General features: G+C 70.1%; 15 protein-coding genes. 5 read left to right on the top strand and 10 right to left on the bottom strand.

The features are described from left to right. Positions 1 to 17 precede the first annotated feature (17 nt). Positions 18 to 542, top strand: a complete 525-nt coding sequence (locus tag WD026_RS01185) for a hypothetical protein (RefSeq protein WP_425721836.1) — start codon at positions 18 to 20, stop codon at positions 540 to 542. Further along, entirely contained in the window at positions 542 to 1,243 is a 702-nt protein-coding gene (locus WD026_RS01180) for a hypothetical protein (RefSeq protein ID WP_425721835.1), read from the top strand. Before WD026_RS01185 ends, WD026_RS01180 begins: the two co-directional genes overlap by 1 nt. 6 nt (positions 1,244 to 1,249) lie before the next feature. On the opposite strand, the gene WD026_RS01175 is transcribed toward WD026_RS01180, so the two are convergent. The 7 genes from WD026_RS01175 to WD026_RS01145 all read right to left on the bottom strand — a co-directional run bounded on the left by WD026_RS01175 (position 1,250) and on the right by WD026_RS01145 (position 8,077). Beyond that, complete coding sequence (locus WD026_RS01175) at positions 1,250 to 1,819, bottom strand: hypothetical protein (protein WP_425721834.1); 570 nt, start codon at positions 1,817 to 1,819, stop codon at positions 1,250 to 1,252. Then, positions 1,816 to 2,148, bottom strand: coding sequence for a c-type cytochrome (locus WD026_RS01170; protein ID WP_425721833.1), 333 nt, complete (start codon positions 2,146 to 2,148; stop codon positions 1,816 to 1,818). The genes WD026_RS01175 and WD026_RS01170 overlap by 4 nt, the downstream gene beginning before the upstream one ends. A 60-nt stretch (positions 2,149 to 2,208) precedes the next feature. Beyond that, entirely contained in the window at positions 2,209 to 3,903 is a 1,695-nt protein-coding gene (locus WD026_RS01165; RefSeq protein ID WP_425723177.1) for a PQQ-dependent methanol/ethanol family dehydrogenase, read from the bottom strand. Positions 3,904 to 4,248: 345 nt separating this feature from the next. Then, positions 4,249 to 5,199 (bottom strand): quinoprotein relay system zinc metallohydrolase 1, encoded by a 951-nt coding sequence (locus tag WD026_RS01160; protein WP_425721832.1) that lies wholly within the window; start codon positions 5,197 to 5,199, stop codon positions 4,249 to 4,251. An 8-nt stretch (positions 5,200 to 5,207) separates the two neighbouring features. Continuing rightward, positions 5,208 to 6,005, bottom strand: a complete 798-nt coding sequence (locus WD026_RS01155; protein WP_425721831.1) for a quinoprotein dehydrogenase-associated SoxYZ-like carrier — start codon at positions 6,003 to 6,005, stop codon at positions 5,208 to 5,210. Positions 6,006 to 6,014: 9 nt separating this feature from the next. Beyond that, positions 6,015 to 6,866, bottom strand: a complete 852-nt coding sequence (locus WD026_RS01150) for an ABC transporter permease (RefSeq protein ID WP_425721830.1) — start codon at positions 6,864 to 6,866, stop codon at positions 6,015 to 6,017. Further along, positions 6,851 to 8,077: a branched-chain amino acid ABC transporter substrate-binding protein gene (locus WD026_RS01145; protein WP_425721829.1), complete on the bottom strand. Its 1,227-nt coding sequence runs from the start codon at positions 8,075 to 8,077 to the stop codon at positions 6,851 to 6,853. Before WD026_RS01145 ends, WD026_RS01150 begins: the two co-directional genes overlap by 16 nt. Before the next feature lie 132 nt (positions 8,078 to 8,209). Between WD026_RS01145 and WD026_RS01140 the strand changes: the two genes are divergently transcribed. Genes WD026_RS01140 through WD026_RS01130 form a run of 3 tightly spaced genes read left to right on the top strand, consistent with a single transcriptional unit; the run spans position 8,210 to position 10,375 of the window. Beyond that, complete coding sequence (locus WD026_RS01140) at positions 8,210 to 9,235, top strand: tripartite tricarboxylate transporter substrate binding protein (RefSeq protein ID WP_425721828.1); 1,026 nt, start codon at positions 8,210 to 8,212, stop codon at positions 9,233 to 9,235. Beyond that, positions 9,232 to 9,990 carry an ATP-binding cassette domain-containing protein gene (locus WD026_RS01135; protein WP_425721827.1) on the top strand — a complete coding sequence of 253 codons (759 nt, stop codon included), beginning with the start codon at positions 9,232 to 9,234 and terminating at the stop codon, positions 9,988 to 9,990. The genes WD026_RS01140 and WD026_RS01135 overlap by 4 nt, the downstream gene beginning before the upstream one ends. Position 9,991: 1 nt before the next feature. After that, positions 9,992 to 10,375, top strand: coding sequence for a nuclear transport factor 2 family protein (locus WD026_RS01130; protein ID WP_425721826.1), 384 nt, complete (start codon positions 9,992 to 9,994; stop codon positions 10,373 to 10,375). Between the two features lie 24 nt (positions 10,376 to 10,399). Here WD026_RS01130 and WD026_RS01125 read toward each other — a convergent pair whose 3' ends face one another. The 3 genes from WD026_RS01125 to WD026_RS01115 form a co-directional block, all read right to left on the bottom strand. Continuing rightward, a complete protein-coding gene (locus WD026_RS01125) occupies positions 10,400 to 11,923 on the bottom strand; it encodes a class I adenylate-forming enzyme family protein (protein ID WP_425721825.1) in 1,524 nt (507 codons plus the stop codon). 66 nt (positions 11,924 to 11,989) lie between these two features. Continuing rightward, positions 11,990 to 12,388 carry a GreA/GreB family elongation factor gene (locus tag WD026_RS01120; protein WP_425721824.1) on the bottom strand — a complete coding sequence of 133 codons (399 nt, stop codon included), beginning with the start codon at positions 12,386 to 12,388 and terminating at the stop codon, positions 11,990 to 11,992. 195 nt (positions 12,389 to 12,583) lie between these two features. Then, positions 12,584 to 13,348 (bottom strand): ABC transporter ATP-binding protein, encoded by a 765-nt coding sequence (locus WD026_RS01115; RefSeq protein ID WP_425721823.1) that lies wholly within the window; start codon positions 13,346 to 13,348, stop codon positions 12,584 to 12,586. Between the last annotated feature and the right edge of the window lies 1 nt (position 13,349).

Genomic DNA, 13,349 nt, shown 5'->3' with positions numbered 1-13,349 from the left:
GACACGGGCGCCACGCCATGATCCCTGCCGTTTCCTCCCAGCTGTTGATGCTGGTCATCGTCTATGCGCTGCTGGCCTTTCTGCTGCTGGTGCTGTGCCTGGCCACGCGCTGGCGCTGGTGGGTCAAGGCCGGCGGCGTGGTGCTGGTCAGCGGCTTCTATCTGCTGGCCCATGGCACGCTGCAGGGCATTGCCGGCTGGCCCAGCGACGACCGCCTGCCCGAGAAGTTCGTGCTGCTGGCCGCCGTGTTCGACGAGCCCAGCCCGGCGCGCGGGCACGCGGGCGCCATCTACATCTGGGTCAACCCCATGAAGGACAACCAGCCCCTGGCCATGCCCCGGGTGCACCGCCTGCCCTACGAGAAGGACCTGCACCGCATCCTGGGCGACGGCATCAAGAAGGCGCGCGACGGCAACACCCAGATGGGCAGCACCGAACCCATCCGCGGCCAGGGCAGCTTCTCGTGGCTGCGCCCGCCGGGCAACGACAAACTGCAGATCAAGCTGAGCGATCTGCCCCGCGCCCAGCTGCCCGAAAAATGATGGCCCGCCGTCCCGCTGCACGCGCAGCATGCCTGCTGCTCACCACACTTCTCGCCGCCTGCGGCAAGGCCGACCTGGGGCCGGTGTGGTTTCCGCTGAAGGAAGGCACGGCCATCACCTACGCCGTCACCCAGACCGGCGAGGACGCACCCGGACCGCAGGAGTGGACGCTGAGCGTGACCGCGCCCGCCACGCTCGACCAGGTGACCATGGCCGTGCGCCACCACTCGCTGGGCGTGAGCTACTACCTGCGGCACGACGAGCAGGGCGTGCGCCGCATGGCCACGCGCATGGACATCGACGAAGAACCCACGCCCGAGAAGGAACCGCTGTGGGTGCTCAAGGCGCCTTACACCGTGGGCACCGAATGGACCACGCCCACCGTGCCCTACCTGATCCTGCGCAAGAACGAGCACCCGCGCGAGTTGCGCTACAGCCACCGCGCGCTCATGCAGTGGCGCATCGAGGCGGTGGACGACACCGTCACCACGCCCAGCGGCACGCACCAGCCCTGCCTGCGCGTGGCCGGCCGGGCCGAACTCAACCTCTACACCGACCCGGTGAACGGCTTCACCAACGTGCCCCTGATCAGCCGCGAGTGGTACTGCCAGGGTGTGGGGCTGGTGAAGTTCGAGCGCGAGGAGAAGGTGCCACCGGGGTTCCTGAGCGGGGGCACGCTCAGGGCGGAGGCGGTGCGCTGAAGCGGGTCAAGGTTTTTGCGTCGGCTCGATCCGTAGCTGCACCACCCACCGCGCCCCCGGCGCAAAGTCATCCCGGTCGGCTGCTCCGTACAGCGGCACATCCAGCCGCTCCGGCGGCACGCCCAGGCGGTTCAGATCGATGGCCTGGGGTTCGCCCACCAGGGCGTTGCCCTCTTCCCGCAGCTTGAACACCATGCCGTTCCAGAGCTTGGCGCCGTAGTCGCGCGGCTGCTTGAAGAAGAACAGCAGGTGGTGCTCCAGCCAGGCGAGGTCGCCGGGCTTCACTCGGGCCGGGCTGGCGTAGGGGTAGGGCACGAAGCAGGTGATTTCCACCTCGGCCGGCAGGCACTTGAACTCGCGCATGGAGAGGAAGTGGTCGCGCATCACTGCCGGGTCGATGCCGACCTTGAAGCCGGCACCGCCTTGCGGATGGGGAGCGAACTCCACCCGGCCGATGGCGGTGCGCACGCCATCGCGGGTCACGGCCACCACGCTGTGGGTGCCCGTGTAATCGAAGGCCTGCACCGTGCCCGCCGCCCCGAGCAGGGCGGTGGCCAGGAGCAGGCGAAGCCTCATGGCTTGATGGTGAGCACCCAGGCCGACAGCAGCTTGAGGTCGGCCGGGCTCAGGCTGGCGTGCGGCGGCATGGGGATGCGGCCGTACTTGCCCTTGGAGCCGTTCTGGATGGACTGCGCCAGGGTGGCGGCGGCGTCTTTGTCGCCGGCGTACTTCTCGGCCACGGTGGCAAAGGCCGGCCCGACCACCTTCTCGGCGTTGGCATGGCACGAATAGCAGCCGCTGGCCTTGGCCAGATCGACGGCGGCCGCCAGGTCCTGGGCCTGCACCGGGGCAGCCAGCAGGGCGCCCAGGGTCAGGGCAGCGGTCAGGGAAAGGGGGAAACGCATGTGATTCATCCGAAAAAAAGGGTGGCGGGCTTGCGCCGCGCCACCCCTCACCCACACAACTTACTTCATGAGCTTGAAGGTCCAGACGGAACCGCCCTGCTCCAGGAAATTCACCTTCTTGGCGACTTCACCGCCCCACAGGGGAACGGCGCCACCCCAGCCGGAGACCACGCTGATGTACTGCTCGCCGTCCTGCATCCAGGTGATGGGCGGGGCCACCACACCGGAGCCGGTCTGGAACTGCCACACCACCTTGCCGGTCTTGGCATCGGCGGCCTTCAGGAAGCCCTCGGGCGTGCCCCAGAACACCAGGTCGCCGGCGGTCATCACGCCACCCCACAGCGGAGCGGTGTTCTTGACTTCCCAGGCCACCTTGCCGGTCTTCGGGTCGATGGCGCGCAGCGAACCGATGTGGTCGTCGAACAGCGGCTTGATGGTGAAGCCGGCACCCAGGTAGGCCGCGCCCTTCTTGTAGGTGATGGGCTCGTTCCAGATCTCCATGCCCCATTCGTTGGTGGGCACGTAGAACAGGCCGGTCTTGGGGCTGTAGGCCATGGGCATCTGGTTCTTGCCGCCCAGGAAGCCCGGTGCGGAGAACACAGCCTTGCCCTTGGCGCCGTCGCCGCCGGCTGCCGTCGGATCGCCAGGACGGTTGTCGTCCACAAAGTTGGGGCGGCCGGTCTTGAGGTCGATGCCGGTGGCCCAGGTCACCTTCTTCACGAACGGGAAGGCGTTGACCAGCTTGCCGGTGGTGGCGTCGTTCACATAGAAGAAGCCGTTGCGGTCGGCCTTGGCACCCATGCGCTTGCCGTCCATGTCGAAGGTGACGAACTCGTTCACGCCGTCATAGTCCCAGCCGTCGTTCGGGGTGTTCTGGTAGTGCCAGACGATCTTGCCGGTCTTCACGTCGATGGCCACGGTGGAGGCCGAGTACAGGTTGTCGCCCTTGCGCACGTGGCTGTTCCACGGACCGGGGTTGCCGGTGCCGAAGTAGGCCAGGCCGGTCTTGGGATCGTAGGTGCCGCCCAGCCAGGTGGCTGCGCCGCCGGTTTTCCAGGTCTCGCCCGGCCAGGTGGCGTTGGTGGTGCCGGAGATGCCGTTTTCCTTGCCGTCCTTGTAGCCCATGTGGCCTTCGACCACCGGACGGGTCCAGACCATCTTGCCGGTCTTGGGATCGCGGGCTTCCACGCGGCCGACCACACCGAACTCGCCACCGGACACGCCGGTCAGCAGCAGGCCTTCGGCGATCAGCGGGGCAGCGGTGTAGCTGTAGCCGGCAGAGTAGTCGTCGATCTTCTCGCGCCACACCACCTTGCCGGTGTTCTGGTCCAGGGCCACCAGCTGGGCGTCCAGGGTGCCGAAGATCACCAGGTTGTCATAGAGGGCAGCGCCGCGGTTGATCACGTCGCAGCAGGGCATGATGCCTTCGGGCAGGCGGTGCTCGTACTTCCACAGCTTCTGGCCGGTCTTGGCGTCCACCGCGTAGATGCGCGAGTAGGAGGCGGTGACGAACATCTTGCCGTTGTGCACCAGCGGCTGGCTCTGCTGGCCACGCTGCTTCTCGCCGCCGAACGACATGGACCACACCGGCACCAGCTTGTTGATGCTCTTGGCGTTGATGTTGTTCAGGCTCGAATGACGCTGGCCCTGGGTGCCCATGCCCCAGCTCAGCACGTTGTCGGGGGTGTTCGCGTCGTTGGCGATCATGGCGTCGGTCACGCCCTGGGCGCTCACATGCGCGGTGGCGGCCAGCATCAACAGGCTCAATAGGGTGCGTTTCACGGTTGGTCTCCTGCTCTTGGGGTTGATGGCGGCGACCGCACCCATGCGCGGCCGCTGGTGACACCCCGACCCCTCCGGTCTTTGGGTTGCACACCGCATCAAGGGCAACATCTGTGCCAGGGCCTGCCACCCGAAAAACCTTCGTGTAAACCCCTAGAAAAACCACCCGCCAGGCACTTCGATCGACCCGGCGTTGCCGTGTCACGGCCGTTCACTGTTCATGGAGTGTTCATGCGTGTTCAGAAATGAATCACCCCCGCATGCAACAGTCCTGAACGGAGCGGTTCAGGACTGCTCCGGCGGTACCCCAGGGGCGTGTCAGCGCCCTTGCAGCGCCTGCTGCTCGAAGCGCGGATACCACTGGGTCAGGCTGCGGTGCAGCTCGGCCGGCTGGGCGGCCCAGGCGGCAAAACGCGGCGGCACCGGGGTGCGCAGCAGCTCGCTCAGATCCACCCCGCGCTCGGCGCTGTCGCGCATGAGGGCGGTCATCCAGCGCAGCCAGTCGCGGGTCTGCTGCAGGCCGGCCAGGCCGGTGTGCACCGGGCCGTGGCTGGGCACCACCGTGCGGAACTTGCCCTGGGCGTGCCAGCGCTCCAGCACATCCAGGCTGGCCTGCCAGGCCGCGAAGTCGGCGTGCGGCGTGGTGGGCACCCGGTCGGCAAAGATCAGCCCGCCGGCATACAGCACGCCGGTGGTGGTGTCGATCAGCACCAGGTCGTCGGCGGTGTGGCCGCTCAGGCGGTGCAGCTCCAGCGTGTGGCCGCCCAGGCGCAAGGTCTGCGGCAGCCGGGCCGGGTCGATGGGCTCGGTGGACGGGGTGGACTCGGTGCCCTTCATCCAGTCGCCGCACAGGCGGTACAGGTTGTCGGCATAGGCGCGGCCCTCGGCCTGCATGCCGGCGATGCTGCCGGCCAATGCCGCCGTGGGCACGCCGGCCCAGGCCTGGTGGCCGAAGAAATAGTCGGGGTGCAGGTTCAGGCTCAGCACGCGCTTCACCGGCTGCGGCGTGGCACGGGCTACGGCGGCGCGTTGCTGCTCTCCGTAAAGACGGGAGGGCCCGGTGTTGATCACCCAGGTGCCCTCGGGCGTGGCGATGAAGGCGGTGTTGATGATGTTGCAGCCGTTGGCCCGGCTGAAGTCCTCCACCGCGCCTTCGATGACCCAGGTGTCGGCCGCGAGCGGTCGCGGCTGCAGGCGGTAGTCGGGCAGCTTGAGGCTGGTCTGAGCCTGGGCCGCGCCGAGCAGCCCACAGGCCAGCACTGTGGCCATGCACAGCCTCATGCCGCCACCTCGGCCCGGATGCGGTTGCCGTTGTTGTCGCGCCCGTGCAGCAGCCAGGTGCCGGCGGCCTCGCGCGGCAGCTCCAGCGTGAGCAGCGGGTTCTCCGACACCGGTTCGTGCAGCGCCAGCCGCAGCCAGGGCTGACCGGCCGCGTCATCCAGCTGCAGCCGCTCGATGTAGAAGGCCGGCACGCCCGCCACCAGACCGGTGTCCATGGGGTGCATCACCCGCAGGCGCAGGCGCCGGCTGCCCTCGACGGCATTGGGGAACACACGGGCCTGCACCTGGTTGAGCGTGCGGCTCCAGGAGCCGTCGGCCCGGGTGGCACCGGGCACGGTGCAGCCACCGCCGGCGGCCTGCACCCAGGTGCTGCCCACATGCCACTGGCCGTCGCGTGTCTTCACCAGCGCCCGCACGGGCGAGGCCTGTTCCATGCGGATGCGGAAGGCCAGCACCGGCAGCGCCCGCAGCGGCTCGTAGGTCAGCACCTCGCGCACCGGGTTGCGGTCCACCACCACCTGGATGGACTCCACCCCGCCGCCGGTGGCTGCCAGCGCACGCGCATCCACCTGCAAGGGCACGTTCATGGCGTCGTCGGCGAAGGTGGGGCCGCGCACCAGCACCTCCGGCGCAAAGCGCATGGGCGCGTTGCCGATGTACTGCTTGCGCAGCGTGGGCCACTGCATGGAGCCCAGCGGATCGCCGCCGGTGAGGTCGTCGCTGGCCTGCACGCCGGTGGCGGCCAGGGCGCCGGCCAGCAGGACGTGACGACGGTTCAGGTGGATGGTCGACATGGATGTTCCTCAGCCCCCGCCCTTCTGGCGGATGAAGCCACGCTGCGGGTCGTAGCCCCACAGCGCCAGCACGAAGAACGCAGCGCCACAGCCCAGCACCACCGCCCACGACAGGGCATTGAGCTGGCCGTACATGGCAAAGCGCATGGCCTCCACCGCATGGGTGAAGGGGTTGAATTCGGCCAGGCGCAGCAACCAGACCGCGCCCGATTCCTCCAGCTTCCACAGCGGGTAGAGCGCCGGGCTGATGAAGAACATGGGGAAGATGACGAAGTTCATGGTGCCGGCGAAGTTCTCCAGCTGCTTCACATACACCGAGAGCATCAGGCCGAGTGCCGCCAGCAGGGCCGCGCCCGCCGTCATGGCCAGCAGCAGGCCGGGCAGGTACAGCAGCGGGATGTCCACGCCGAAGGCCCAGGCGATCAGCAGGAACACCGCCATCTGCAACACCGACAGCGCCGTGCTGGCCAGCAGCTTGAAGCCCAGCAGCCAGCCCCGCGCCAGCGGTGCGGTGAGCAGCAGCCGCATCACGCCCATCTCGCGGTCGTACACCATGGACAGCGAGCTCTGCATGCCGTTGAACAGCGCCACCATGCCCAGCAGGCCCGGCACCATGTAGACCTTGTATTCGATGTAGGTCTCGTAGGGCGGGATGATGGCCACGCCGAACACGTTGTGAAAGCCGGCCGAGAACACCACGAACCACAGCAGCGGCCGCACCAGGGCCGAGCCCAGGCGCGAGGGCTGGCGCACGAAGCGGCCGATCTCGCGGCCCACCACGGCGCGCAAGGCGCGCAGCAGGTGCAGGCCCAGCGGCGGGCGCGGCAGGGTCAGGTCGGCGGGGGTCATCGTGCCTTGCATGCGGTCTCCGCTTCGTCCACGCCCAGGGTGTCGAGCACGTCCTTGGGGTGCAGCACCCCGTCCAGCGGCGCCAGGCCCACCACGCCGTCGCCATGGGCCAGGAAGATGGGCTGGCGCAGCTGGCCGTCCCAGGCGCGGAAGCTCAGGCGCGGGCCCTTGAAGCCGTCGATGTAGCTCTGGCCGGTGCGCAGGCGCTGGATGTGCTGCGCCACCGGCGCGCGGGGCGCGTCCACCAGCGCGGCGGCCACGGCCTTGGCCGCCGCCCAGGCGGCCCAGTCGTGGCCGAGCAGGGGCCGGTTCTCCTGCTTCGCAAAACGCCGGCTGAGCTGCGGGCCGCCATTGCGCTCCCACTGCGGGTGCCAGGGCTGGGCCGTCAGGCCGTTGGCGCCCACCACCGGGCGCGGCCACTGGGTGGCATAGGGCAGCAGGCGGGCGAACTCGCCGTTGGCGTCCATGACCGCCACCACTTCGTGTTCGCGCTCGCCGGTGAGCAGCCGGGTGTTGGCCAGGTCGCGGTCGCGCGGATCGCCAGTGAGCTTGAAGGGCTTCTGCTGCGTCACCTTCAGGCCGTAGCGGCGGGCACTGCGCTGGAAGGCCTCGGTCTGCAGCGCATCGGCCGCGTCGGGCCCGGCGAGCAGCAGCACCTTGCGCCAGTTGCGCGCGGCCAGGTACTGGGCGAGTGCGTCTGAGAGCATGGCGCGGCTGGGGTAGGTGTGCAGCAGGTGCGGCGCACATTGCGCGCCGCGCAGGCTGTCGTGGTCCAGCCCGGCGTTGACGATGAGCGCGCCGCCCAGCGCGGCCGGGGCGGTCTGCACCAGCTGGCGCAGCAGCGGCTCGGGCAGGTCGGCCACGATGTGCTGCACCTTGGCCGCCTTGAGCTCGGCCAGGGCCTTGGGCAGGCCGGCCGCATCGTTGATGAGCACTTCGCGCACCGGCATTTCCACGCCGGCCGCCTCCAGCTCGAAGGCCGAGTCCTCGGCGCCGAGCTTCACGCCATCGATGGCCCGACCGGCCGGGTGACCGGGGTAGGCCCGCTCCATGCGGCGGCTGGCGTAACGCGGGTCGTCGGACAGGCCGATGACCGCCAGCGGCACCGTCACCGGCCTGGCTACGGCCTGGGCGGCCGCCGGCGCGGGAGCGAGGGAAAGGACCGCGGACAGGATCGCGAACAAGGTCGCAAAGAAGGGGGACAGGCGAGGGAACAAGGGCATCGACATGATGGTCATGGGCGGGTGGGCAGCAAATTCGGTGCCAGCGAAACAGGAACGGAAATTGCAGCGACATGGTCAGCGTGCCAGCGAGCGCCGCATCTCCCTGTAAACCCTGAGACAAGATCCGCCGGCATGACACACCCCCACCCCACCCGCCGCCGCTGCCTGAGCTGGGCCCTGGCCACGGCCGCTGCCGGCCTGGGCACGGCGCACCCGTCGGTGGCAGCGGCACGCGCCCAGGCGCCCTTCCCCAGCCGGCCCATCCAGCTCATCGTGCCCTGGCCACCGGGCGGCGCCACCGACCTGGCGCTGCGGGTGCTGTGCGAGGAGGTACAACCCCTGCTGGGCCAGCCGGTGGTGGTCATCAACAAGCCCGGCGCGGCCGGCACCCAGGTGGCGCCCCTGCTCAAGATGGCCGAGCCCGACGGCCATACCATCGGCCAGGTGCCGGTCACGGTGTACCGGCACGCGCTCATGAACCATGTGCCGTGGGAACCGCTGCACGACCTCAGTCCCATCCTGCAGGTCTCGGGCGTCACCTTCGGCGTGCTGGTGCCCGCCGGCAGTGCGCTGCGGAGCTGGTCCGACCTGATCGACTGGGCGCTGGCCCACCCGGGCGAGCTCATCGTGGGCAGCACCGGCATCGGCACCACCGCCCACCTGGCCATGGAAGACGCGCTGGCGCGCCACGGCATCCGCTATGTGCACGTGCCCTACCGGGGCACCGCCGACCAGATGCTGGCCGTGGCCGGCAGCCAGGTGATGGTGGGCGTGAACAGCACCGGCTTCGTGCCCTGGCTCGACCAGGGCAAGGTGCGGCTGCTGGCCACCTTCAATGCGGCGCGCAACCCGCGCTGGCCCGACGTGCCCACCCTGCGCGAGCTGGGCTACCCGAACGCGGTGCACAGCTCGCCCTGGGGCCTGGCCGCGCCACGCGGCACGCCGGCCGAGGTGGTGCAGCGGCTGCACGACAGCTTTGCCAAGGCCATGTTCAGCGAGCGCCACCAGCGCGAGCTGGCCCGTTACGATCAGACGCTGGAATACCTCAACACCCGGGACTACCGGCAGGCCCTGATCGAGACGGTGGAGCGCGAGAAGCGCCTGCTGGCGCGCATGAACCTGCTGGCCCGCCCCACCGCTGCGCCCACAGGTTCATGACCGCCCCTGCCGATCCGTCTCCGACCCCGCTGCTGCAGACCCAGGGCCTGCGCAAGTCCTACGGCAGCAAGCCGGCCCTCAAGGGGGTGGACATGGCCCTCTTTCCCGGCCAGATGGTGGCCCTGCTCGGCCCCAACGGCGCCGGCAAGAGCACGCTGCTCTCGCTGCTGACCGGCCTGTTCACGCCCGACGAAGGCAGCATCCAGGTGCTGGGCCACGACATGCGCCGCAGCCCCAGCCTGGCCCTGGCCGGCCTGGGCGTGGTGTTCCAGCAAAGCGCGCTCGACCTCGACCTGTCGGTCATGGCCAACCTGCGGTTCCACACCGACCTGCACGGCATGCCCCGCGGCCTGGCGAAGGAGCGCATCGACCACGGCCTGGCCCTGCTGGGCCTGCAGGCGCAGGCGAATGCCGTGGTGCGCAGCCTCTCGGGCGGCAACCGGCGCAAGGTGGAGCTGGTGCGTTCGCTGCTGCACCGACCGCGCGTGCTGCTCATGGACGAAGCCACCGTGGGCCTGGACCCGGCCTCGCGCCAGCAGCTGCTGGATGCCGTGCGCGAGCTGTGCAGCCGCGAAGGCATGGCCGTGCTGTGGGCCACCCACCTGATCGAGGAAGCCCGTGCTGCCGACCGCCTGCTGCTGCTGCACCAGGGCCAGGTGCGGTTCGACGGCAGCACCACCGAATTCATGGCGGCTGCCCAGGGCAGCGACTTCCAGGCCGAGGTGCTGCGGCAGCTCGGCCGCACCGGAGACTGATGTGAACACCCCCCGATCCGTAGCCCTGCCCGGCGACATGACCCTGGCCTGGATGGAGGCCTTCAACGCCGGCTCGGTGTCCGGCATCACCGGCCTGTACGACCCCTCGGCCGTGCTGTGGGGCACCACCGCCACCGACCTCATCGACACCCCGGCCGGCGTGATCGCGTACTTCGAACGCGTGCTGACGCTGCAGCCGGCGCCGCGCGTCAAGCTGGGGCCGAACCGTCTGCGCGTGCTGGACGACATGGCCCTGGTCAGCGGCCACTACGAACTGCAGCTGGGCCACCAGCGCCTGCCGGCGCGCTACAGCATGGCGCTCAAGCGCAGCAACGGACGCTGGCTGATCGTCGACCACCACTCCTCGCTGCTGCCGGCCACCTGAGGGCGGCCGCAGGGCGCGGGCCGCTCAGACCCGCTGGCGCAGCTCGGTCTTGAGCACCTTGCCGTAGTGGTTCTTGGGCAGGGCATCGAGCACCACATAACGCTTGGGGCGCTTGAAGCGGGCCATCTGGTCCAGGCAATGCGCATCGAGCGCGGCCACGTCCAGCGCGGTGCCCGGCTCGCCCACCACGAAGGCCACCACCACCTCGCCCCATTCGGGATCGGGCGCGCCCACCACCGCCACCTCGGCCACGCCGGGCGCGGTCAGCAGCACCTCTTCCACCTCACGCGGGTAGATGTTGCTGCCGCCGCTGATGATGAGGTCCTTGCTGCGGTCCTTGAGGGTGAGGAAGCCGTCGGCATCCAGCACGCCCATGTCGCCGGTGAACAGCCAGCCCTCGCGCACCGTGGCGGCGGTGGCCTCGGCGTTGCGCCAGTAACCGGCCATGACGGTGTCGCCCCTGACCAGCACCTCGCCGAGTTCGCCGGCCGGCAGCGGCCGGCCCTGCGCGTCGGCCACGCGCACCTGCACCGGGGTCTGGGCCACGCCCACCGAGGCGATGCGCTCGGCCCAGCGCGGATGGCCCACATCGGCCAGCATGCCGCGCGAGAGCGCCGTGATGGTCATGGGTGTCTCGCCCTGACCGTAGATCTGCACGAAGCGCGGGCCCATCACGTCCAGCGCGCGGCGGATGTCGGCCGCGTACATGGGCGCGCCGCCATACACGATGGTCTTGAAGCTGCGCGCCGCATCGTCGGGCGTGAGCCCCTCGGCCTGCGCCTGCTCCACCAGGCGGCGCACGATGGTGGGCGCGGCAAAGGTGGTCAGCGGGCCGTGGTGGCGGCCCAGTTCGAACATCTCGGCCGGGTCCACACCGCCGGACTCGGGCACCACATGGCGCGCACCGGCCATGAGGTGCGGAATGGCGTACAGCCCCGCACCGTGCGAGAGCGGCGCCGCATACAGCATGGCGTCGTGCGCACCGACGGTGTCCACGTCGAAGGCGTAGGTCAGCCCCATGGTCATGAGGTTGCGGTGGGTCAGCATCACGCCCTTGGGCCGGCCGGTGGTGCCGCTGGTGTAGAACAGCCAGGCCAGGTGGTCGGGCGGTGCATCGAAGGGTTCGGGCCAGGGGCCTGCAGGTGGCTCGGCCAACAGGGCATCGGCCTGCGGGCTGTCCACGTCGATCTGCACCGCCACGCCGGGCAGCGCTTCGGTGACCACGTCGGCACTGGTGAAGGCCCAGCGGGCCTCGGCGTTTTCAGCGATCCAGGCCACCTCGCGCGGGTGCAGCTTGGCATTGACCGGCACGGCCGCCAGTCCGGCCCACCACAGGCCCCACAGCAGCTCCAGATAACGCGGGTGGTTGCGCATGAAGAGCAGCACCCGCTCACCCGGTTGCAGGCCGGCCTGGCGCAGGCGCGTGGCCAGCGCAGCGCTGCGGCCGGCCCATTGCGCATGGGTGGCCCAGGGCCGGGTCCCCAGAAAGATGGCCGGGGTGTCGGGGTGCAGCTGCGCCTGGCGCAGCAGGAGGTGGGCAAGGCTCATGGGGCGGCAGTGTGTCACGCAGGGCGTGCCAGCGCTGTCACCTCAGATGCCGCCGCGCCCTGCGCGTCACGTGGTGTAGTCGCCGCTGGCCTCGGGCTGGAACAGCACGGCCAGCACGCGGGCACTGCCGCCCTGCCCGCCCGGCCCGGTCCAGCGGGCGATGTCGCCCACCCGAAGGCCCAGCAGGGCCGCGCCCACCGGCGAGAGCACCGAGATGAAGCCCTGCGCCGGCTCGGCATCGTCGGGGTAGCACAGGGTGAGGCGGCGCGGGCGGTCGGCGCCAGGCTCCATCACCTCGAACTGCGAGTACATGGTGATGACGTCGGCCGGCACCTCGCGCGAGTCGACGGTGTCGGCCCAGGCCAGCAATTCGTCCAGGGTGTCGGACGGGGCACGGTCGACCAGCTTGTGCAGGCGGACGGCGTCGAGTTGGGTGAGCGTGCGCCCACCGGATGGCATGGCCATGGGGATCTCCTGGCAAGGTGGCCGGCGTCCATGGACACGAGCGGCCACAGCAGCGCGGGGCGAGGGGCCCGGCGACAGGAGATGCGCGAAATGGGGGGTGGGGAGCGTGTCGCCGGGCTCAGGAAAGTGCGGCCGGCGCGCGGCGGCGGCAACAGTTCCGTGGGGAGAGCGGGCGTTTCATACCGGGTAGTGTAGTCAACCCGGCAGGAACACAGGCGCCTCACCGGGGCCTGCGGGCACTTCGCGCACCGGCGCGCCGTACAGGGCCTGCAGGTGGGCAGCGTCCACCACCTCGCGCACCGGGCCGCTGGCCAGCACCCGGCCTTCGCGCAGCAGCACCGCGCGGTGGGCCACGCGCAGGGCCTGGTTGGGGTCGTGGGTGGTGAACAGCACGGCCAGGCCCCGCGCGGCCAGGGTGTCAATGGCGCGCAGCACCACGCCCTGGTTGCCGAAGTCCAGGCTGGCCGTGGGCTCGTCCAGCAGCACCGCCTGCGGCTGCTGGGCCAGGGCGCGTGCGATCAGCACCAGCTGGCGTTCGCCACCGCTCATGCGGTGCACCGAGCGGTCGGCTAGGTGCGCCATGCCCACCTGCTGCAGGGCATCGAGCGCGATCGTGCGGTCGCGTGCACCGGGCCGGCCCAGCAGGCCCAGGTGGGCGGTGCGGCCCAGCATGACCATCTGCAGCGCACTCAGGCCGAAGGTGCTGACCTGCCCCTGCGGCACATAGCCCAGACAGCGCGCCCGCTCGGGCAGCGGCCACTGCGACAGCTCGCGCCCCTGCAGCCGCACCTGCCCGGCCTGCGGCTCGATCAGGCCCAGCAGGGTCTTGAGCCAGGTGGTCTTGCCGCTGCCGTTGGGGCCCAGCAAGGCCAGCACCTCGCCCGGCACCACCGACAGGGTCAGCCCCTGCCCCACCGGGTGGCCCGGGTAGCCGATGGACAGGTCGAGCGCTTCCAGCATG

The sequence above is a fragment of the Hydrogenophaga sp. R2 genome, assembly GCF_049843595.1.
In the GTDB taxonomy this organism is placed as follows: Bacteria; Pseudomonadota; Gammaproteobacteria; order Burkholderiales; family Burkholderiaceae_C; genus Hydrogenophaga.
The sequence above is the reverse complement of the archived record's forward strand: the minus strand, read 5'-3'. Positions and strand labels throughout refer to the sequence as shown.

Coding starts and splice junctions, on each gene's coding strand:
- WD026_RS01185 (WP_425721836.1), top strand. CDS start 18: ATGATCCCTGCCGTTTCCTCCCAGCTGTTGATGCTGGTCATCGTCTAT.
- WD026_RS01180 (WP_425721835.1), top strand. CDS start 542: ATGGCCCGCCGTCCCGCTGCACGCGCAGCATGCCTGCTGCTCACCACA.
- WD026_RS01175 (WP_425721834.1), bottom strand. CDS start 1,819: ATGAGGCTTCGCCTGCTCCTGGCCACCGCCCTGCTCGGGGCGGCGGGC.
- WD026_RS01170 (WP_425721833.1), bottom strand. CDS start 2,148: ATGCGTTTCCCCCTTTCCCTGACCGCTGCCCTGACCCTGGGCGCCCTG.
- WD026_RS01165 (WP_425723177.1), bottom strand. CDS start 3,903: ATGCTGGCCGCCACCGCGCATGTGAGCGCCCAGGGCGTGACCGACGCC.
- WD026_RS01160 (WP_425721832.1), bottom strand. CDS start 5,199: ATGGCCACAGTGCTGGCCTGTGGGCTGCTCGGCGCGGCCCAGGCTCAG.
- WD026_RS01155 (WP_425721831.1), bottom strand. CDS start 6,005: ATGTCGACCATCCACCTGAACCGTCGTCACGTCCTGCTGGCCGGCGCC.
- WD026_RS01150 (WP_425721830.1), bottom strand. CDS start 6,866: ATGCAAGGCACGATGACCCCCGCCGACCTGACCCTGCCGCGCCCGCCG.
- WD026_RS01145 (WP_425721829.1), bottom strand. CDS start 8,077: ATGCCCTTGTTCCCTCGCCTGTCCCCCTTCTTTGCGACCTTGTTCGCG.
- WD026_RS01140 (WP_425721828.1), top strand. CDS start 8,210: ATGACACACCCCCACCCCACCCGCCGCCGCTGCCTGAGCTGGGCCCTG.
- WD026_RS01135 (WP_425721827.1), top strand. CDS start 9,232: ATGACCGCCCCTGCCGATCCGTCTCCGACCCCGCTGCTGCAGACCCAG.
- WD026_RS01125 (WP_425721825.1), bottom strand. CDS start 11,923: ATGAGCCTTGCCCACCTCCTGCTGCGCCAGGCGCAGCTGCACCCCGAC.
- WD026_RS01120 (WP_425721824.1), bottom strand. CDS start 12,388: ATGGCCATGCCATCCGGTGGGCGCACGCTCACCCAACTCGACGCCGTC.
- WD026_RS01115 (WP_425721823.1), bottom strand. CDS start 13,348: ATGCTGGAAGCGCTCGACCTGTCCATCGGCTACCCGGGCCACCCGGTG.